The following is an 18,856-nucleotide window of genomic DNA, read 5'->3' as shown; positions in this document are numbered from 1 at the left end:
GGCTCCCCCGCCCCGTTCTCCTTCCCCGCCTCATTCTTGACCTTGAAGTACAGAACGCTGTTACGCTGCCCCCCATGGGACGGCCGAGACAGTTCGATCCGGAGACCGCCGTGGACCAGGCGATGGAGGTCTTCTGGCGCAAGGGGTACGCGGGCACGACCCCGCAGGACCTCGTCGACGCCCTCGGCATCGGAAAGGGCAGCCTCTACAACGCCTTCGGCAGCAAGCACGCCCTCTTCGAGCGGGCCCTGCGCCGCTACCGCGACACCCAGGCCCAGCGCCTCATCGCGCTCTTGGAGAGCGAGGGCCCGGTCAAGGAGCGGCTCCGCGCCGCCCTCGAACTCCTGGTGAGCCTGGACCTCGCGGAGCCGGACCGCCGCGGCTGCATGGCCGTGAACGCGGCGGCCGAACTCGCGGGCACCGACCGGACCGCGACCCAACTGGTCCGGGAGATGTTCGCCCGTACCGAGTCCGCCCTCCAGGCCCTGGTCGAGGAGGGCAAGCGCTCGGGCGAGATCGCCCCGAACCGGAACGCCGCGTGCGTCGGCAGCCTGCTCCTGAACACGGTCGTCGGACTGCGCGTGACCGCACGGGTCGCGGAAGGCCCGGAGGGCACGCACCGCACGATCCGAGCGGTACTGGACCTCCTCTGACCGCGACCCGCCCTCGGGCCTGACCCCGACCGACCCCCAGGCCGGCCCCCGACCCGGCCCTCGCACACCCACATTCTGTACCTACAGGTCAACAACTCGATACGCCCCTGCCCCACCCGCTCCACCACGACAAGGACTAGGACACCCCATGGACCTGCGCCTCACCGGAAAGACCGCCGTCGTCACCGGAGCCAGCCGCGGCATCGGCCTCGCGACCGTGCGCGCCCTCGTCGCCGAGGGCGTGCGCGTGGTCGGCGCCGCCCGCACGGTCACTCCGGAGCTGAAGGAGTCCGGCGCCCTGCCCTACGCCGTGGACCTCGGCACCCCGCGGGGCCCGGCCGAGCTCGTCGAGCACGCCGTCCGCGAACTCGGCGGCGTCGACCTCCTCGTGAACAACGTCGGCGCCGGCGACGACATCGGACTCGACGGCTTCCTCGACATCGACGACGCGCGCTGGCAGACCGCCCTGGACATCAACCTCTTCAGTGCGATCCGCGCCGCCCGCGCCGCGCTGCCCGGCCTGATCGAGCGCCGGGGCGCCATCGTGAACGTCTCCTCGATCAACTCCCGCCTCCCCGGCGCGGGCCCGATCGCCTACAGCACCGCGAAGGCCGCGCTCACCGCCTTCGGCAAGGCCCTGTCGGAGCAGTTCGGCCCCCAGGGCGTACGCGTCAACACCGTCTCGCCGGGCGTCGTACGGACCTCCATCTGGGAGGACCCGGACGGCTTCGGGGGCACGGTGGCCGCGGCAGCGGGCGCCGACCACGCCCGCTTCCTGGAGGAGATCCCGCAGAGGTTCGGCATGACATCGGACCGCATCACCGAACCCACCGAGGTCGCGGCCCTGATCACGTTCCTGCTCTCGGACGTGGCGGCCAACATCACGGGCGCGGACTACGTGATCGACGGCGGCACCGTGAAAACCGTCTGACCCACCCCGCACGAAACACCAGAGGCCCCGGATCTCTCCGGGGCCTCTGGTCTGCTGTGGCTGCAACCTTCTGATTCGTAGGATCGGGCACCTCAAGGCCGGTGCCGCCGGCCACCTTCGATCCAGATGGCACCAGTTGGCGATCATGAGCGCTTATGTGCCGTCGTTGCCGTCAATGCTGCCGTCAAACAACGAGTAAGGCGTTTCGTGCAGATCATCCGAGCAGACCGCCACGGTCTGCCTCACCGGGCTCCACATGACAGGCACCTTCCTGCGGGCAACCCGGTGACGCAAACGAAGCCGCCTCGATCTTCCGCAGTCCAACTCCCTAATCGCGCTTTGCCCTGCAGCAAACTTCCCAAATGGATCGCTCCTGTAGTGCAGCACCCGATACCGTCCCTATATGGCACGATCTTGCGTCTTCTGTAATGGCAGTCCGCTGACCAACGAACACGTCTTCCCGAGCTGGCTGGCGAATGGGCTTCCCAAGGAAGATCGAATTCGGAGCGCCACGATCCACTCGGTTACCGAGAACGGCGATCGTGTGCATCGCGGGCGAGCCTTTACCTCGACGGTCAAGGCGGTCTGCTCGCCGTGCAACAGCGGGTGGATGAGCACACTGGAAACCGATGTGCAACCGACGCTTCTGCCGATGATCAAGGGAGAAGATGCTGCAATCACCCCCGTGCACCAAGAACTACTGGCCACTTGGGTCCTCAAGACCTCCTTGATGTGCCAGCTCATGCAGGATGTGTCGGTTCACAACCTCCCCCCGTCCCACTACAAGGAGCTCTTCCAGGACCGGAAACCGAGCCGCCAAATGTGGGTTTTCGCGGCGCACATGAGTCCACCCCGGTATACACCGGGCGTGAGCCCCTTGGAGTACCGCTCAATCCCTTCCGAGGCGAGCTTCCTCGCTCCCGACGGTGCAGCACACAAACTATGGGGGGTAGTCGTGACGCTACGGATCGGCTACGCCGTTCTGCAACTCGTAAGCGTGGGGCCTGTCGGCTACAACTACGAGGTGAAGCTCGGAGGCTTTGCCCCATACGCCCGACAGGTCTGGCCGACGCAGGGCGCCACAACCTGGCCTCCTCAGACGCTCAAATCGATCTATGAACTCAACCAGTTCTCCGATCCACTCAAGTCTCCGAAGGTTGTTCTCTGAAGTCGTCTGCAGATTCGCTGGCAATGCAGACCCCCACCTGCACTTCGGGGCGTCCTGGAGCCGACCTGCGGGTTCCCCTATGTCACTTCGGAGCTCTACAGCACAGGCCACGCGGCAGCCCGCTGGAGCCAGCGGGGCGCGTTCCTCCGTGACGCGGCCGTACCGTGCCTCAACGAATCACGATCCATCTCGTCACAGTGACGCGAAACCATCTAGAACTCTCGGCCGGTCTGAGATCCTGGAGGCCGACCGAGAGGGGCCGCAGGTATGGAGTGGAAGACCCATGGCGAGCGACAGGTCTACACCAACAAGTGGGTGAACCTGTGCCTGGTCGACGTCCAGCAGCCTGACGGGCGCAGGTGGGAGTACCACGTCGTCCGCCTCCGGCACTTGGCCGTGGCCGCCGTGGTCAATGATCGCCAAGAGGTCCTGATGATGTGGCGGCACCGCTTCATCACCAACTCGTGGGCCTGGGAACTCCCGATGGGCCTGGTAGAGGAAGGCGAGACGCCCGAACAGGCTGCGGCTCGTGAGGTGTTGGAGGAGACGGGCTACCGCCCCGGCCCCATCAAGCCTCTGATCTACGCCGAGCCCGCTAACGGGATCACGGACTCGCAGCACCACGTTTTCCGCGTGGACGGCGCGACCTACGACGGACCGCCCACGGAGAAGAACGAGTCCGACCGCATCGAGTGGATTCCCCTCTCGGAGGTGCGGGGCATGATCGACCGTCGGGAGATCCTGAGCAGTGGTTCGCTCGTCGGTCTCCTGTACCTGCTCATGGACGAATCGATCCGCTGACCAGCGGGAGGAGCGCCCGTAGCCGCGCCTCGAAGACCAGGGCTACGGGCTCATGCCTGTGCGGGGCCAACTCGTCGTAGAACTCCCTGAGGTGGCCCGAGACCCGCTCGGACGCCACCGCCGATGCGGGCTCCAACGCCTGCGTGGCGGTCTGGCATGCCTGATCCAGCTTGCCCTGGTCCAACTGCGTGCGCGCCAACCAGAACGAGTGGAATGCGCGGCCGCGGTGGTTGGTGCGCTCCTCCCGCCTCAGAGCTTCCGTGATCAAGGGTTCAGCCATCGCGGCCTCGCCCAAGCGGCCGTGAGCGATGCCCGTGTCCACTATGAGCTTCGGCTCGTCGAAGTAGGTCACCCACGAGGGGTCGGGGTCGGCCGCCTGGATCTGCTCGAAGTGGCGGTGCGCGTCGCCGATCGCCCGGTGGGTCGAGTCCCTGTTGCCGAGGCTGGCGTGCGCGAAGGCTTCCCGCATGGACAGCATCGCCAGGACGCGGGGCGTCGTCCCGAGTGCCGATCGGGCCTGGTCCTGGGCCGCGCTCACGAACGCCAAGGAGTCCGCGGGCTTGTCCTGGTAGGTCGCCTGCAAGCTCATGCAAGCCAGGACGTTGGCCATGAACTGACGGTCGTCGATCTCCTTTGCCAGTTGCAGGGCCTCGGTGAAGTACGCGCGTGCCTGGCTGTACTGGCGGGCGTCGAAGTAGGTCCAGCCGGTGAGGCGCGCCAGTTCGGCCGCGACTCCGTACAGTCCGTTCTGGATGGACGACGGTCGGCTCTCCTTCAGAAGCCCGACCACGTATCGCAGCTGGCCGACGATGGCTGGCCTCAGGGCCTCACCGCCGTGTTGGTCGTCACGGCGCCAGTAGTCCTCGATGGACGACCGAAACGCTTCGAGGGTGGCCGCGCTGAGGCTGGTGCAGGTGGCGAGCGCCAGGATGCTGTCCACGTCCGGCCCCGGCAGTGAAGCGGGCGCCTGCTGCGTCGGCCCCTGCTCCCGGAAGGCCTCCCGCTCGACGACGTCCAGGGCCTGCGGCGTCTCCCAGGACCGCCGGGCGAGGCCAAGCATGTGGCCTGGGATGCGCAAACCGTCTGAGATGCGCTCGATGACATCCATGTGCTGCAACTGACGTCGTCCAGCCATGACTTCGCCCACGCGGCTCGGCGTCAGTCCGCATCGCTTGCCGATCATCGACGGGTAGATGCCTGCCTTGACCTTCACCAGCCGGAAGACTCGGGAGATGTCCCGGGCCCGGCAGGCCTCGATCATCTCAGGGTCGGTGAGCAGCCTGGCGGGAAGCTCCTGCGGTCGGGACTGCTCGGTCATCGCGAAGCTCCCACGGGCTACCCAACGTTGCTGCGTGTCACCAGCCGTGATGTTACTCAGGTTGGGTAATCACCCTGGCCTTTCTGCGGAGTTGTCGACCTCGCGATGCTTTCAGCGTGGAGAGCGAGCAGGCGTCGACTGCGCATCGAGCGGTCGCTCCTCGCCCCGGTTCGTTCCTGCGGCAAGGAGGAGGCGGAAGTGACCGACAAATCGGCTCTACCGGCTGTGGGGGACCTGTCGGTGGACAAACGCAGTAACCGGGTGGGTGTGGTCATGGGCCACGAGGGCCCGTACGTGCAGCTGCGGCTGCCCAAGGGCGGGACGGAGTGGGACGTCCCGCCTGAGGCACTCCGGACTCCCACTCAGGCCGAGGAGCTGAGCGCCAAGGTGGCCGTGGCGAACGGGCGGTGGCGACGGTGAGCCCGCGGGCCGTGCTGCGGTACGAGAGGTGGACCCTCGAACCTGACCGTGAGCCTGACGCGGAGCCCACCACGTACGCCATGCAGTGCGCCGTGGACGGCGAGACGTCACCAGCCAGCGAGGACTTCGCCGAGCCTCAGCAGTGGGTTCTGGAGCACTGTGGCAAGCATCCGTCACACCACACCTATCGCGAGGTCATCACGAGGCCGTGGCGGACCTGGCAGCGAGCCTGACGCGCATGGGTGTCCGCAGGCTCGGCAGCTCCGCCGACCTTCTGATGATCTTCATCGCTTCCGGCTTGTGCGGCCTGGTCATCGGCTCCGCGCTGGCGTCGAGCCCGCCCCTTCCCTGAAATCCCGTCCCTGCCGGAAAGAGCCAGTCAAAGTGCTCTGGTGGAGACGAGGCTGTGCCCCGTCCCCGTCCAGCTCGTGCCCGCGGCCTTCCTGTCAGCGATCTGCTGGGCCCGCTGAGCACGGAGCGCCGTCCCGCACTCGGGCGGCAGCGCCACGCGACAGGCCGAGCGCTGCGTCTTGGGCGTGACGATCAGCGGCTCACCGCCGCCTCGCTGCAAGGCCTGCCGGACGGTGAGGACGCCTTCGTGGAGATCCTCGTCCGACCGGCGCGGCCCCGGCAGCTCACCCCGGCGTAGGCCGATCCGCACGGCCGGCTCGTACGCAGCTCATAGCCGGTCGTCCCGGGCCGCCACCAGGAGCTGACGACCCTCCTTGGCCGTGAGCGGCTTGGCAGCCGTCTTCACGAGGAAGGTCCGGATGCGAGCAGGGCGCCCAATGCTCGAATGATCATGGAGGTCCTTGGCTACCGCTCCATCCGCCTGACGATGGACATCTTCACGTTCGTCCGGCTGGACTCCCAGCGGTCCGCCTTCGACCGCGTCGGGGAGGCCCTGAGAGGCAACGGCAACGGTCCGGACGGCGACGACGGCGCGGCGGGCGCCCCCGTGGCCGTCTGAGCGGACCCCCGTCCATCCGGAAAGCCCGTTGCCGTCAATCACTGCCGTCACGACAAAAGCCAGAGGCCCTGTGGATCTCTCCACAGGGCCTCTGGTCTGCTGTGCACTCGGCAGGATTCGAACCTGCAACCTTCTGATCCGTAGTCAGATGCTCTATCCGTTAAGCTACGAGTGCTTGTTTTGTTTTTGTCTCACTCCCGGTCCTTTCGGCCCGCTCGCGGCGACAGGAAGAACATTACATGACTGCCGCCGCCATGTGAAATCCATTGGCCCCACCCCTTGTGACCTGCGAAAACGTTCCCGCGGGTGGGGGGCGGGGCGGGGGCGGGGCCGGCCGGGAGCGGTGGTGGGAAGCGCTCGGGAAGCTCAGGAAGCACTGAAGCCCCGGTCCAGTGGACCGGGGCTTCAGCTCATGTGCGGAGGCGGAGGGATTTGAACCCTCGATCAGGGGGTTACCCCGAAACCGCATTAGCAGTGCGGCGCCATAGACCGGACTAGGCGACGCCTCCAACCTGATGCACCCCCGCGAGCGCGGGTGTGCGTGCAGATGATGACACAGCCAGGGGCCGCGCCACCAATCGCGGCTTCCACGGTACTAGTCGCGCGGGTCGAAGAGCAAAGCGTCCGAGGCCCCCGCAACGCGGCACGGCCAGGGGCGTTAGAGGAGGCGGTAGGCGCCCGCCCCACCGGCGGGCGCGAGCTGGAATCCGCACACCCCGGGAGAGCCTCCGTGAAGACCTTCAGCGAACGCCGCCCCTTCCTCACCGCCGTCGCGACCACCGTCACGACCGTCGCCGCCTCCTTCGCCGCCCTCGCGGCGCCGTCCGCCGCCGCGGCCCCCGCCGACCTGATCGCCCGGGATCACCTGGGCCTCGTCACCCGCGACCACCTCGAGGTCACGTACTCCGAGAACGACGGAACGCCGGGCACGACGTACGCGCTGGAATGCGGCCCGGCCGCGGGCAGTCACCCGGCGCCCGCCGACGCGTGCGCGCGCCTGGACGGGCTCGCGGCCGAGGGCACCGACCCCTTCCGGCCGGTGGCGCGCGACGCCATGTGCACCCAGGTGTACGGCGGCCCGCAGACCGCCCGTGTGACGGGCACCTGGCAGGGGCGGCCCGTCGACGCCTCCTTCAAGAGGACCGACGGCTGCCAGATCTCGCGGTGGAACACCCTGGTTCCGGTCCTGCCCTCCACCGGCGCGTAACGGTCCGCCACGCGCGCGTGGCGGCGTACTTTCCGAAGTTCCGTGAAGTTCCACGAAATGCCGTGAAGCGCGGAGAAGTGCCGTGGTGAAGTGCGCCGCACGCCCCTGCCGTGACCAGGCAGGACCGAAGCCCTCACAGCTTCTGCGTGCAGTCTCCCTCTCACTCCCTCTCATCCGGCGTCGCGCCCGCAACCGCTCCCCGTAGACTTCCCTCCCGTGACATGCCGCGGGCCGCGGGGCAAGATGGCCTGGGCGGTCGGCAAGGTGCGGTAACCAGGGAGGAAGCGTCGTCGTGAGCAGCAGGCCATCCCGAGGCGCTGCTCGCCTCGCAGCCATACTCGACGCGCTCCCGGACGCGCTGGTGCTGGTCAACGCCAACGGGACCGTCGTGAACGCGAACGCCATCGCGCTCGAGGCCTTCGAGGCGCCCGGCACCGCGCTCGTGGGGCGCGGACTGCTCGATCTGCTGCCGGAGTTCGACTCCCGGCTGATTCCCGGCTCCATGCGCCGTCCGGACAGTACGGACGAACGCGGACGGACCAAGCCGAAGCGGATGATCGCCCGCCGGACGGACGGCTACGAGTTCCCGGTCGAGGTCACCAGCTCCAGCCTCGCGGACAGCAGGAACGCCTACGACGAGCGCTACGGCCACGGCGGCTACAGCGGTTACAGCGGCGACGAGATGCTGATGATCGTCGTCCGTGACCTGTCCGGCGCGCTCAACACGGAAGCCGAGCTGGCGCGTTCGCAGCGGCAGACCGAGATGATCCTGCGGGCCGCCGCCGAGGGCGTCGTCGGCACGGACACCGACGGCCGCGTCGTCCTGGTCAACCCCGCCGCCGCCCAGATACTCGGCTTTCGCGCCAGCGACCTCGGCGGGCAGGAACTGCACCCGCTGGTCCTGCACTCGCGCGCCGACGGCGAGCCGTTCCCGTACGAGGAGTCGCCGCTCGCGGACACGCTGCGCTCCGGCCGCAAGCACCGCGTGCGCGGCCAGGTCCTGTGGGCCAAGAGCGGCGAGAAGGTCGCGGTCGACCTGACGACGGCACCCGTGCGCGACGGCGACCAGCTCGTCGGCGCGGTCATGACCTTCACCGACCGGCGGCCGTACGACGCGCTCGCGGAGAAGCACGAGGCGGCGCTCGCCCAGCACGCCGAGGAGCTGCGCGAGGCCGCCGAGCGCCGCGCGGAGGAACTCGCGGCCGAACAGGAGCGGTACGCGGCGCTCGCCGAGCGCGAGAAGGACCGCTTCGAGGCGTTCGCCGAGCAGGAGCAGGAGCGCTACGACGCCCTCGACGCCCGGCACCGGCAGCTCGTCGCCGTCCTCGACCGGTCCCTGCGCGGGCCGCTCGACGAGATGCGCCGCGAACTGGCCGCGCTGGCCGCCGACGACGCGGGCCAGCTCTGGCCGGAGGCCAACCAGGTGCTCCACCACCTGTCGGCCGGGTACGCGCGCATGACGACCCTGGTGGACAACGTCCTGGGCTTCCAGCGCCTGGAGGCGGGCGCCGAGGAACTGGTCCGTACGGTCGTGCCGCTGGACGCCGTCGTCGCGGCGGGCGTCGACGGGGCCGTCGAGCTGATCGGGCCCGGCCGCGCCCAGTTCGCCGTGCACGCGCCGCCGGTGCGCGTCCACGTGGACGCGCACCGGCTCGCGACGGCCCTCGCGCACCTGATCGCCGACGTGGCCGGAATCGACGCCACCGGCAACACGCGCGCGGGAGCCGTGGTTTCGGGCGGTCCCGAGGCCGCGGCCGGGTACGTCGACTCCACCGTCGTCGTCGCCGCGGCCCAGCGCGGCGAGGTCGTCCGCATCGAGGTGCGCGGGCCCTACACCGGCGGGGACCCCGTCCACGAACCCGTCGTACAGGGCATCGTGCGGGCCCACGGCGGCGTGCTCCAGACGCATGAGGTGCCGGGCACGGGCGGCAGCGCGTACGTACTCGAAGTGCCGGTCGGGGACGGCGCCGCGGCGGCCTCCGCCGCCGGGGCGTCCGTCGCTCCCGGGGCGTCCGTCGAGGTGGCCCCGCGACCGGCTCCGGCCGTCGCCGCGGGCCCCGCGCAGGGCGGCGACACGGCGGGTGCCGGTGTCGCGCTGCCCGAGCAGGCGGGCGCTCCCGCCGGGGGCGGCCGTCGGCGCGCGCGGCGCTCCTCGGTGGACTCCTTCCTGGACAGCGGCCTTCCCGGGGAGGCGGGTTCCGGTGACACCGCGGGGGCCGGGGTCCCCGGGGGCGCCGACTCCGGTCCGGGCGCGGGTATGCGTACGGGTGTCGGTCCTGGTACGGGACCTGGTGCCGCCGGACCCGCCGCCGAGGCCGGTCCCGGTCCCGGTGGTACCGGACGGCGCAGGCGGCGTGCCGTGGCGCACGGCCCGGCGGAAGCCGTCCCGGTCGCGCCCGGCGACACGGGGGCCGGTGCGGCTGGTGCGCCTGGAGTACACGGTGCGTTCGGTGTGTCCGGTGCGTCCGGTGACACCTCCGGCGGTACGTCGGGAGGCACCGGTCGGCGCCGGGGACGGCCGAGCCCCGCCGAGGGGGCCGTGATGACGGCGGCCGAGCACGCCGCCGGTTCCGCGGCGCTCGGCGAGACCGTGCCCCCTCAGGGAGTGCCGTCCCAGGCGGTGCCGCCGCAGGGCGACGGCGGGCCTTCGGGGCGGCGTGCCCGGAGCGCGGGCGAGTCGCACGCGCTGGCGTTGCCGTCGGGGACCGGGGCCGCTCCGGAGACCGGGGACGGGCAGGGCGACGACCCCGACGCCCCGCGCCCCGGCGGCCGTCGCGCCCGGCGCGCGCTGGCGGCGGCCCGGGAGCGGGCCGCGGCGGAAGAGGCCTCCAACAGCCGGGTGTTCGCGCTGCCTCCGGCCGAGGCGGACCGCGAGGAGGGCGGCGGAGCGCTGGTCGGCGCCGAGCAGGTCACCGGGCAGGACGCCGGTCCGGCCGCCGGGCAGGGCTCCGGGCAGGCCGCCGGACAGCCGGTGCAGGGCAATGCGCGGCAGCTCGCCGGTGCGCGCCCCGCCGGTGCCGGGCAGGACGCGCGCGGCGCGGTCGCCACGGAGGCGGGGGCCGCGCAGGTCGGCGCCTCGGTGAGCGTCCCGGCGGGCGTACAGGCCGGAATGCAGGCCGGAATGCAGCCCGCCGCGCGCGGCGGAGTGCCCGCGCAGGGCCGCGTGCCCGCTCCGGCCCGGGGCGCCGTGGCGCGGGGCGCCATGCCCGCTCCCGCGCCGGGAGGCGTCCCCGTGGGGCAGGGCGACACGAGGCAGGACGACGCAAGGCAGGACGACACGGGGCAGCACGCCGTGGCGCCGCAGGACCCCACCGCCGACCACACCCCGCCGCAGCCGCACCCGACGCAGCCCCCGTCACTGCCCGCCCAGGCGCAGCCGCAGGCCCCGACCGGGCGCAGGCGCGCGCGGCAGGCCCCGCCGACGGCCGGCCCCACGGGCGGTGCGACTCCGCCCCAGGGCATGCCCGTCACGGGCCCCCCGGCGGCAGGCACCCCGGCGGCGGGCGTCCCGACCGGCGCGATGCCCGCCGAGGGCACCCCCGCCGGCGGCACGCCGTCGACAGCCCTGCCGCCGCAGGCCGCCCCGCAGGCCGCGGCCGCCCCCCAGGCCCCGCACGCCGTTCCGCACGCCGGAGCGACGCCCGCCCAGGGCGCCGCCCTGCCGCCGGAACGTGACCCACGCGCGCGTGCCGCGCAGCCGCTGCCCGCCGAGGCCGCGCCCGTCGACCCGAACTCGACGCAGGGGCGCGCGATCAGCGTGCGCACGCTGGGCCAGGGCGTGCCCTTCGGCCGCCAGCCGCAGCCGCCCGTACAGCCGCAGGCCCAGCCGCAGGCCCAGCCGCCGCACGGCCCCGCGCAGCCCGCTCAGGCCGCGCAGGGGGGTTCGGGGCGCCGCCGCAAGCTGGCGACGCCGCCCGAGCCCGGCGCCGAGGAGCGCCCGGAGAACGCGGCCCGCCCGCACCCGCAGGCGCCGCCGCACCCCAAGCAGCAGCCGCAGCCCCGGCTCTCGCCGGGCACCGAGGGCACCGGACGCTCGTACGCGATCGGCGCACCGGACGAGAACGCCGCCGAGGGCCCCGAGCCGCTGGACGGCCCCGGTGGCGCCGTCGAGGTGACGAACCGGCCCCAGCCGCGGCCCATGGACGACGAGTTGCCGCCCGAGCCGCTGGACAACCCGCGCAGGCTGCTCGTCTGGCCCGCGCCCGACGTCACCACGCAGCAGGCGCTGAGCGACCGCGGCTACCGGCCCGTCATCGTGCACTCGCGCGAGGAGGTCGACGCGCAGATCGCCGCGTTCCCCGCGGCCCTCTTCGTGGACCCGCTCACCGGCCCGATCACGCGCACCGCGCTGCAGTCGCTGCGCCAGGCCGCCGTCGCCGCCGAGGTGCCCGTGCTCGTCACGGCCGGGCTCGGCCAGGCCTCCCGCGAGGCGGCGTACGGCGCCGACCCCGCCGTGCTCCTCAAGGCCCTCGCGCCGCGCGACAGCGAGCAGCACCCGCCGCGGGTCCTGCTCATCGAGGAGCACGAGGAGATCGCCCTCGCCCTGACCGCGACCCTGGAGCGGCGCGGCATGCAGGTCGCACGGGCCGAGAGCGACGCCGACGCGGTGACGCTCGCCGCCCAGACCCGGCCGAACCTGGTGGTCATGGACCTCCACCAGGTACGCCGCCGGCGGGCCGGAATCATCGACTGGCTGCGCGCCAACGGCCAGCTGAACCGCACGCCGCTGGTCGTCTACACCGCCGCCGTCGACGAGACCGACCTGCCGAAGCTCGCGGCGGGCGAGACCGTCCTGTTCCTCGCCGAACGCTCCACGAGCAGCGAGGTACAGACCCGGATCGTCGACCTGCTGGCGAAGATCGGCACGAACTGAGCGGACGGCAGGGGCCGGAGGGAACAGCAGGGGCGGCAGGGGGACGGGTTCTCAGACCCGGGTCACGTCCAGCTCTCCGGCCGCGTACTGCCTGCGCAGCACCTTCTTGTCGAACTTGCCGACGCTCGTCTTGGGGACGGCGGCGACGAGGGCCCAGCGCTCGGGGAGCTGCCACTTGGCCACGCGGGTGGCGAGGAAATCGCGCAGGGCGGCGTAGTCGGCGGTCGCCTCCTCCTTGAGGACGACGGTGGCCAGGGGGCGCTCGCCCCACTTCTCGTCGGGGACGGCGACGACGGCCGCCTCGGCGACGTCGGGGTGGGACATCAGGGCGTTCTCCAGCTCGACGGAGGAGATCCACTCCCCGCCGGACTTGATGACGTCCTTCGCCCGGTCGGTGAGGGTCAGGAAGCCGTCGGCGGAGATGACGCCGACGTCCCCGGTCTTGAGCCAGCCGTCGGCGCTGAACTTGTCCTCGGGCCGGACATCCTCGCCGCCCGCGCCGCCGTAGTAGGAGCCCGCGATCCAGGGGCCGCGGACCTCCAGTTCGCCCGCGGACTCGCCGTCCCAGGGGAGGTGGCTGCCGTCGGGGCCGACGAGGCGGCCCTCGACCCCGGCCGGGAAGCGGCCCTGGGTGAGGCGGTAGGACAGCTCCTGGTCGGTGCCCACGGCGTGCGCGGGCGGCCGCGCGACCGTGCCGAGCGGGGAGGTCTCCGTCATGCCCCAGGCGTGGCAGACGCGCACCCCGAGCCGGTCGAAGGCCTCCATCAGGGACGTCGGACACGCCGCGCCGCCGATGGTGACCTGGTGCAGACAGCTCACGTCGCGGGGCTTCGCGGTGAGTTCGGCGAGCAGGCCCTGCCAGATGGTGGGCACGGCCGCGGCGTGCGAGGGGCGCTCGCTCTCGATCATCTCGGCGAGCGGCGCGGGCTGGAGGAAGCGGTCCGGCATCAGCATGCCGACGCCCGTCATGAACGTCGCGTGCGGCAGCCCCCAGGCGTTGACGTGGAACTGCGGTACGACGACGAGGGTGGTGTCGGCGTCCGTGAGGCCCATGGACTGGGCCATGTTGACCTGCATGGAGTGCAGATAGATGGAGCGGTGGGAGTAGACGACGCCCTTGGGGTCGCCGGTGGTGCCGGAGGTGTAGCACATGGCGGCGGCCCGGCGTTCGTCGAGCTCGGGCCAGTCGTAGCCGGTCGGCCTGTCCGCGATCAGCTCCTCGTACTCGTGGACCTGGGCCCGCGCGCCGTCGAGGAGGGCGCGGTCGCCGGGGCCGGAGACGACGAGGTGCTCGACGGTCGGCATCCGGTCGAGCAGCGGCGCGATCAGGCCGAGCAGGGAGCCGTTGACGATGATGACGCGGTCCGCCGCGTGGCCGACGATCCAGGTGAGCTGCTCGGCGGGCAGCCGCAGGTTGAGCGTGTGCAGGACGGCACCCATGCACGGCACGGCGAAGTAGGCCTCGACGTGCTCGGTGTTGTTCCACATGAAGGTCGCGACGCGTTCGTCGTCGCTGACCCCGAGCTCCTCGCGCAGGGCGTGGGCGAGCTGGGCGGCGCGGGCGCCGATCTCCCGGAAGCTGCGGCGCTGTGGCGCCCCGTCGCCGGTCCAGGTGGTGACCTGCGATGTCCCGTGCACGGTCATGCCGTGGTTGAGGATGCGGGTCACGGTCAGCGGTACGTCCTGCATGGTGCTCAGCACGGCGTCCTCCCGGTCGGCGGGCGGCAGGCGGCCGGGTGCTCCCGGCGCTCTACCTGGCGGTAGCCCCAGATTCTCGCCGCATACCGAGCGGTATGTCACTACCGCGAGCGCACAAGAACGCAAATTGAGCTACGACCGCCACCCGCCCGGCGCCCGGGCCGGACGACACGCCTCCGGAACGGCCGACCGGCCGACCGGCTGGCTGGTCGGCCAGCGGCCTGGCGGGCTGGTCGACTGGCTGGTCGGCTGGCCGGTCGCTCAGCGGACCGGCGTCAGCTCCGGGTCCTCGCGGAGCTTGCCGAGCGCCCGCGACACCGCGCTCTTGACCGTGCCGATGGACACCCCGAGCACCTCGGCCGTCTGGGCCTCGCTCAGGTCCTCGTAGTACCGCAGGACGACCATGGCCCGCTGCCGCGCCGGCAGCTTCATGATCGCGCGCCACATCGCGTCGTGCAGCGCCTGCTGCTCGGCGGGGTCACCGGCCGGCACGCTCTCCGGCTCGGGCAGCTCGTCACAGGCGAACTCGTCGACCTTGCGCTTGCGCCACTGCGACGTGCGCGTGTTCAACAGGGCCCGGCGCACGTACCCGTCGAGCGCCCGGTGGTCCTCGATCCGGTCCCAGGCCACATAGGTCTTGGTCAGGGCCGTCTGCAGCAGGTCCTCGGCGTCGCTCGGGTTCGCCGTCAGCGAGCGGGCGGTGCGCAGCAGCACGGGCTGGCGGGCCCGGACGTACGAGGCGAACGACGGGTAGGCGGAAGGACCCGCGCCCCGCGTCGCGGCCTTCGATGCGCTGGTGCACACGGACACCATGGATGCGGTCATGGCTCCACGCTAGAAGCGCCCCCTACATCTGCGGATCGGCCGCAGGTCCCGAAGCCGTGTCCGCCTCAGGTTGTACGAGGGGAGGTGGCCTCACCTCCTGAAGGTGGAGGAGAAGGAGCACACCCCTGAGGGTTCGACCCTGAGGAACCGGAAACCGCTTGCCCACTCGGCTCCGCACACCGCTCACTCCAGCAGGGCCACCGGCGCGTGCACCAGGTTGCGATCGATCTGCAGGGTGCGCCCGCCGTACCGCTCCGTGACGTTGCCCGCGTACTGATGGATCCGGCGCTCCGGATGCCAGGCGTACCAGGGAAGTCCCTGCTCGCCGTACAGGTCGGGCCGGTTGTTCCAGCGGGCGAACCACATGATCGACGGCAGGTCGTCGACGCCCGCCCGGCGCGCCGACTCCAGGTGCGCTACGCCGGAATCGGCACTGCTGTAGAAGCCCGGTACGTAGCCGTGGCTGCGCACTTCGCGGCTCCAGGCCCGTACGAAAGCGAGCGTGGCCGTTGCGCATTTCCCGTTCTGGTACGCATACGCCTCCATGTCCAGGTAGAGCGGACTGTCCGGCCCGATGCCGAGCGCCGCGGCCCGGAGCACCGCGTCGTGTCCCTCCCGGGTGCCCTGGGGCCCGGGCTCGCTTCCGATGCGGACGTGCTGCTTGTTCTCCGCCCGTACGCAAGGGGACTGCGAGCCGACGTACACCGGAAGGACGCCCCAGCCCATCTCGTCGACCGCCGACAGCCAGGCGCGGCTCAGCTGCGACTGGTCCTGACAGGCCCGGCCGCGCCCGGCGTAGTAGACGCCCACCGCGCGGTACGGCGAGTCGAGCCAGCGCCGCATGGTGTCGGCCGACGGCGTCAGACAGGTATCGAAGGCCCGGCCGTCGAAGACCCCAAGCCCGGCCGCCGCCGCATACCGGTCCGGGCCCGTCGGTCCCCCGAGGACCGCCGGGCGCGCGGGCCCCGAACCCCCGGGCGGGCCCGAGGTGTCCAGGGCCAGCGTCGCCAGGGCGAGGGCGAGGACGAGGCCAGTGATCTTCTTCCGGTGGCGCATACGGCGAGTGAACGGGCCGGGGTGGGTGCCAGGACCGGGACACGCGCCGCGTTCAGCCGTCCGCCGTCAGAATCAGCCCCGAAGTGGGGACGCCGGTGCCCGCCGTGACCAGGGCGTGCGCGGCGCCGGGCAGCTGGTTCACCGCGGTGCCGCGCAGCTGGCGCACGGCCTCCGCCATGCCGTTCATCCCGTGGAGATAGGCCTCGCCGAGCTGTCCGCCGTGGGTGTTCAGCGGCAGCCGCTCCTCGGCGACGAACTCCGCGGCCTCGCCCGGCGCGCAGAACCCGAACTCCTCCAGCTGCATCAGCACGAACGGCGTGAAGTGGTCATAGAGGATCCCGACGTCGACATCGCCGGGGCCGAGACCCGAGGTGCGCCACAACTGCCGTGCCACCACGCCCATTTCCGGCAGGCCGGTGAGGTCGTCGCGGTAGTAGCTCGTCATCTGCTCCTGCGCCCGGCCCGCGCCCTGCGCGGCGGCGGCGATCACCGCGGGCGGCTTCGGCAGGTCCCTGGCCCGCTCCACGCCGGTGACGACGAGGGCCTGGCCGCCGTCGGTCTCCTGGCAGCAGTCGAGGAGCCGCAGCGGCTCCACGATCCACCGGGAGGCCGCGTGCTCCTCCAGCGTGATGGGCCTGCCGTGGAAGTACGCCGCCGGGTTCGTCGCCGCGTACTTCCGGTCGGTGACCGCCACGTGGCCGAAGACCTCCGGGGTCAGCCCATGGGTGTGCAGATAGCGCTGCGCGGCCATCGCCACCCACGACGCCGGGGTGAGCAGTCCGAAGGGAAGCGCCCAGCCGAGTGCGACACCCTCCGCCGAGGGCTCGCGATGGCTGACTCCGGCGCCGAAGCGGCGCCCGGACCGCTCGTTGAACGCCCGGTAGCAGACCACCACTTCGGCCACCCCCGCGGCGATCGCGAGCGCCGCCTGCTGGACGGTCGCGCAGGCCGCGCCGCCGCCGTAGTGCACACGGGAGAAGAAGGAGAGCTCGCCGATGCCCGCCGCCTGGGCGACCGTGATCTCCGGGCTCGTGTCCATCGTGAAGGTGACCAGGCCGTCGACGTCGGCGGGGGCGAGGCCCGCGTCGTCGAGCGCCGCCCGCACCGCCTCCACGGCCAGGGTCAGCTCGCTGCGCCCGGAGTCCTTGGAGAACTCGGTGGCGCCGATCCCGACGATCGCCGCCCTGCCGCCGAGATCGTCCCGCGCTCGCGCGCTCATGCGGCACCTCCTGCCACGACTGGGGAGGGGCCGTCGGAGGCCGGGCCGTCCGAAGCCGGGCCGTCCGCTGACCTCGCCTCTTCCGCTGGGGCCGGGCCGCCCGCTGACCTCGCCTTGTCCGCTGGGGTCGCGCCGAGCGGGGGCGCACCGTCGGCCCTGCCCGCCGGATCCGACTTGCTCGCCGGGGCCGCCCCGCCCGCCCGTGCCGCCGCGCCCCGCACGGTCACCGTCACCATGCCGGTGACGTGCTTGCCGATGCCATTCGCCCCGACGACCCTGACCGTCGCCGTGACGCCCTCCGGGGCGCGGGTGACCTCCTCGACGATGCCCGTCAACACCATCGTGTCGCCCGGGTAGTTGGGCGCCCCCAGCCTGATCTTCACCTGGCGGAGGACCGCGCGAGGGCCGAAGTGGTCGGTGATGTAGCGCCCCACCAGGCCGTTGGTGGTGAGGATGTTCATGAAGATGTCCGGGGAGCCCCTCTCCTTGGCGAGTTCCACATCGTGGTGCACGTCCTGGTAGTCCCTGGAGGCGATGGCTCCCGCGACGATCAGCGTGCGCGTGATCGGGATCTCCAGCGGCGGCAGCGCGTCACCCGCCCTCAGGGCGGCCGGGGCCTTCGGCGGATCCCCCCGCTCCGCGCGCCCCGCGCCCGCGTGGCCCGTGTCCGCGCGGCCCATCAGCCCTCGCCCCCTTCCGGGGCGGCCACGGCCGCACCCTCCAGGGCCCGGAACACCGGCAGCTCCAGGTCCTCGTCCACCCGCTGGAACTCCAGCCGCACCGGCATCCCGATCCGCACGGCCCGGTGCGGTACCCCCACCACATTGCTGATGATCCGCACGCCCTCCGCGAGCTCGACGAGCACCACCGCGTACGGACTCGCCCCGCCGGAGGCCCCGTCCGGCGCGAAGGCGGGGAACGGCGGGTGGTGCATCACCACGTACGAATAGACGGTGCCCTCGCCGCTCGCCTCGACCGTGTCCCACTCGGGGGAGCCGCAGGCCCCGCAGCCCGGCAGCCAGGGGAAGCGGAGCGTGCCGCAGGCCCCGCAGCGCTGGATGAGCAGGCGGTGCCGGGCCACGCCCTCCCAGAACCCGGCATTGTCCCTGTTGACCACCGGGCGGGGGCGGGTGGCCGGGGCGGCCCCGCGTCCCCGGCCGGCGGGGGCGGCCGTCGGCCGCCGCTTCGCGGGGCGGTACTTGAGGATCCGGAAGCGGTGGGTGCCCGCGAGCTCGCCGCCCGCGCGGACGTCCATCCGGGTCGTCACGAAGTACCCCGCGCCGAGCTTGGTCGTCTTGCGGTCCGACACCGACTCGATCACCGCGTCGAACGTGATCTCGTCGCCCGGCCGCAGCGGGCGCAGATACTCCTGCTCGCAGTCGGTGGCGACCACCGAGGTGCATCCGGCGTCGTCGAGCAGCGCGAGCAGTTCGTCGTACGCCTCGGAGCGGGTCGCGTGGCCCGCGAGGCCGCCCATCGTCCAGGCCTGGAGCATGGTCGGCGGGGCGATGGCGTCGGGCCCCCGATAGGCCGGGTGGGTGTCGCCGACGGCCTCGCACCAGTGCCGGATCATCGGCGCGTTGACCGGGTCCCTGCCGTGGCCGGACGCGGCCGCGGACCGGCCTTCGTACGCCTTCAGCCGTCCGTACCACCGGTCGGGTCCGTCCGGTCCCGTCGCCGGTCCGTCCGCCCTGCTGCGCGCGCCGCCCGTCACCGT

16 protein-coding genes, 2 tRNA genes and 1 pseudogene are annotated in these 18,856 nt (G+C 72.0%); 10 read left to right on the top strand and 9 right to left on the bottom strand.

Translation table 11 applies throughout. The annotated features are described in order from the left end of the window. Nucleotides 1-74 precede the first annotated feature (74 nt). From AC5WAM_RS21350 to AC5WAM_RS21335, 4 genes are all read left to right on the top strand, one after another. On the top strand, nucleotides 75-653 hold the full coding sequence (locus tag AC5WAM_RS21350) for a TetR/AcrR family transcriptional regulator (protein WP_495518510.1): 579 nt from the start codon (nucleotides 75-77) through the stop codon (nucleotides 651-653). 148 nt (nucleotides 654-801) lie between these two features. Next, nucleotides 802-1,584 carry an SDR family NAD(P)-dependent oxidoreductase gene (locus tag AC5WAM_RS21345; RefSeq protein WP_495518509.1) on the top strand — a complete coding sequence of 261 codons (783 nt, stop codon included), beginning with the start codon at nucleotides 802-804 and terminating at the stop codon, nucleotides 1,582-1,584. A gap of 403 nt (nucleotides 1,585-1,987) precedes the next feature. Then, nucleotides 1,988-2,752, top strand: coding sequence for a hypothetical protein (locus tag AC5WAM_RS21340; protein WP_495518508.1), 765 nt, complete (start codon nucleotides 1,988-1,990; stop codon nucleotides 2,750-2,752). 267 nt (nucleotides 2,753-3,019) lie between these two features. Further along, nucleotides 3,020-3,553: an NUDIX hydrolase gene (locus AC5WAM_RS21335; protein WP_495518507.1), complete on the top strand. Its 534-nt coding sequence runs from the start codon at nucleotides 3,020-3,022 to the stop codon at nucleotides 3,551-3,553. On the opposite strand, the gene AC5WAM_RS21330 is transcribed toward AC5WAM_RS21335, so the two are convergent. Further along, a complete protein-coding gene (locus AC5WAM_RS21330; RefSeq protein ID WP_495518506.1) occupies nucleotides 3,531-4,871 on the bottom strand; it encodes an NsdA family TPR-like regulatory protein in 1,341 nt (446 codons plus the stop codon). The two genes, AC5WAM_RS21335 and AC5WAM_RS21330, sit on opposite strands and share 23 nt — an antisense overlap. Before the next feature lie 240 nt (nucleotides 4,872-5,111). Between AC5WAM_RS21330 and AC5WAM_RS21325 the strand changes: the two genes are divergently transcribed. From AC5WAM_RS21325 to AC5WAM_RS21310, 4 genes are all read left to right on the top strand, one after another. Next, nucleotides 5,112-5,291, top strand: a complete 180-nt coding sequence (locus tag AC5WAM_RS21325) for a hypothetical protein (protein ID WP_495523784.1) — start codon at nucleotides 5,112-5,114, stop codon at nucleotides 5,289-5,291. Continuing rightward, a complete protein-coding gene (locus AC5WAM_RS21320) occupies nucleotides 5,279-5,524 on the top strand; it encodes a DUF7848 domain-containing protein (RefSeq protein ID WP_495518505.1) in 246 nt (81 codons plus the stop codon). The genes AC5WAM_RS21325 and AC5WAM_RS21320 overlap by 13 nt, the downstream gene beginning before the upstream one ends. Continuing rightward, nucleotides 5,500-5,643 (top strand): hypothetical protein, encoded by a 144-nt coding sequence (locus AC5WAM_RS21315; protein ID WP_495523783.1) that lies wholly within the window; start codon nucleotides 5,500-5,502, stop codon nucleotides 5,641-5,643. Before AC5WAM_RS21320 ends, AC5WAM_RS21315 begins: the two co-directional genes overlap by 25 nt. 444 nt (nucleotides 5,644-6,087) lie before the next feature. Continuing rightward, nucleotides 6,088-6,261: a hypothetical protein gene (locus tag AC5WAM_RS21310; protein WP_495518504.1), complete on the top strand. Its 174-nt coding sequence runs from the start codon at nucleotides 6,088-6,090 to the stop codon at nucleotides 6,259-6,261. A gap of 102 nt (nucleotides 6,262-6,363) precedes the next feature. Here AC5WAM_RS21310 and AC5WAM_RS21305 read toward each other — a convergent pair. Beyond that, nucleotides 6,364-6,436, bottom strand: a tRNA-Arg gene (locus AC5WAM_RS21305). 242 nt (nucleotides 6,437-6,678) lie between these two features. Continuing rightward, nucleotides 6,679-6,770: transfer RNA gene (locus AC5WAM_RS21300), tRNA-Ser, on the bottom strand. 221 nt (nucleotides 6,771-6,991) lie between these two features. Between AC5WAM_RS21300 and AC5WAM_RS21295 the strand changes: the two genes are divergently transcribed. Then, on the top strand, nucleotides 6,992-7,468 hold the full coding sequence (locus tag AC5WAM_RS21295; protein ID WP_495518503.1) for an SSI family serine proteinase inhibitor: 477 nt from the start codon (nucleotides 6,992-6,994) through the stop codon (nucleotides 7,466-7,468). Nucleotides 7,469-7,760: 292 nt separating this feature from the next. Beyond that, nucleotides 7,761-12,341, top strand: a complete 4,581-nt coding sequence (locus AC5WAM_RS21290; protein WP_495518502.1) for a PAS domain-containing protein — start codon at nucleotides 7,761-7,763, stop codon at nucleotides 12,339-12,341. A gap of 51 nt (nucleotides 12,342-12,392) precedes the next feature. Here the strand turns inward: AC5WAM_RS21290 and AC5WAM_RS21285 are convergent, their stop codons facing one another. From AC5WAM_RS21285 to AC5WAM_RS21260, 6 genes and pseudogenes are all read right to left on the bottom strand, one after another. Beyond that, on the bottom strand, nucleotides 12,393-14,042 hold the full coding sequence (locus tag AC5WAM_RS21285; protein ID WP_495518501.1) for a long-chain fatty acid--CoA ligase: 1,650 nt from the start codon (nucleotides 14,040-14,042) through the stop codon (nucleotides 12,393-12,395). Nucleotides 14,043-14,300: 258 nt separating this feature from the next. Then, nucleotides 14,301-14,864 carry a SigE family RNA polymerase sigma factor gene (locus AC5WAM_RS21280; protein WP_495518500.1) on the bottom strand — a complete coding sequence of 188 codons (564 nt, stop codon included), beginning with the start codon at nucleotides 14,862-14,864 and terminating at the stop codon, nucleotides 14,301-14,303. Between the two features lie 183 nt (nucleotides 14,865-15,047). Then, nucleotides 15,048-15,920, bottom strand: coding sequence for a DUF1906 domain-containing protein (locus AC5WAM_RS21275; protein WP_495518499.1), 873 nt, complete (start codon nucleotides 15,918-15,920; stop codon nucleotides 15,048-15,050). A gap of 52 nt (nucleotides 15,921-15,972) precedes the next feature. Beyond that, entirely contained in the window at nucleotides 15,973-17,139 is a 1,167-nt protein-coding gene (locus AC5WAM_RS21270; protein ID WP_495518498.1) for a lipid-transfer protein, read from the bottom strand. 215 nt (nucleotides 17,140-17,354) lie between these two features. After that, nucleotides 17,355-17,744 (bottom strand): annotated as a pseudogene (locus tag AC5WAM_RS21265) (MaoC family dehydratase); the annotation flags it as partial. A 74-nt stretch (nucleotides 17,745-17,818) separates the two neighbouring features. Beyond that, nucleotides 17,819-18,853: a bifunctional MaoC family dehydratase N-terminal/OB-fold nucleic acid binding domain-containing protein gene (locus AC5WAM_RS21260; protein WP_495518497.1), complete on the bottom strand. Its 1,035-nt coding sequence runs from the start codon at nucleotides 18,851-18,853 to the stop codon at nucleotides 17,819-17,821. Nucleotides 18,854-18,856 lie beyond the last annotated feature (3 nt).

This window comes from Streptomyces sp. JLYT201 (assembly GCF_059448825.1).
Note: the sequence above shows the minus strand (reverse complement) of the source record. Positions and strands in the feature narration are given on the sequence as shown.

Excerpts from the sequence above, each read along its gene's own strand:
- AC5WAM_RS21350 (WP_495518510.1), top strand. The coding sequence starts at position 75 with ATGGGACGGCCGAGACAGTTCGATCCGGAGACCGCCGTGGACCAGGCG.
- AC5WAM_RS21345 (WP_495518509.1), top strand. The coding sequence starts at position 802 with ATGGACCTGCGCCTCACCGGAAAGACCGCCGTCGTCACCGGAGCCAGC.
- AC5WAM_RS21340 (WP_495518508.1), top strand. The coding sequence starts at position 1,988 with ATGGCACGATCTTGCGTCTTCTGTAATGGCAGTCCGCTGACCAACGAA.
- AC5WAM_RS21335 (WP_495518507.1), top strand. The coding sequence starts at position 3,020 with ATGGAGTGGAAGACCCATGGCGAGCGACAGGTCTACACCAACAAGTGG.
- AC5WAM_RS21330 (WP_495518506.1), bottom strand. The coding sequence starts at position 4,871 with ATGACCGAGCAGTCCCGACCGCAGGAGCTTCCCGCCAGGCTGCTCACC.
- AC5WAM_RS21310 (WP_495518504.1), top strand. The coding sequence starts at position 6,088 with ATGATCATGGAGGTCCTTGGCTACCGCTCCATCCGCCTGACGATGGAC.
- AC5WAM_RS21280 (WP_495518500.1), bottom strand. The coding sequence starts at position 14,864 with ATGACCGCATCCATGGTGTCCGTGTGCACCAGCGCATCGAAGGCCGCG.
- AC5WAM_RS21275 (WP_495518499.1), bottom strand. The coding sequence starts at position 15,920 with ATGCGCCACCGGAAGAAGATCACTGGCCTCGTCCTCGCCCTCGCCCTG.
- AC5WAM_RS21270 (WP_495518498.1), bottom strand. The coding sequence starts at position 17,139 with ATGAGCGCGCGAGCGCGGGACGATCTCGGCGGCAGGGCGGCGATCGTC.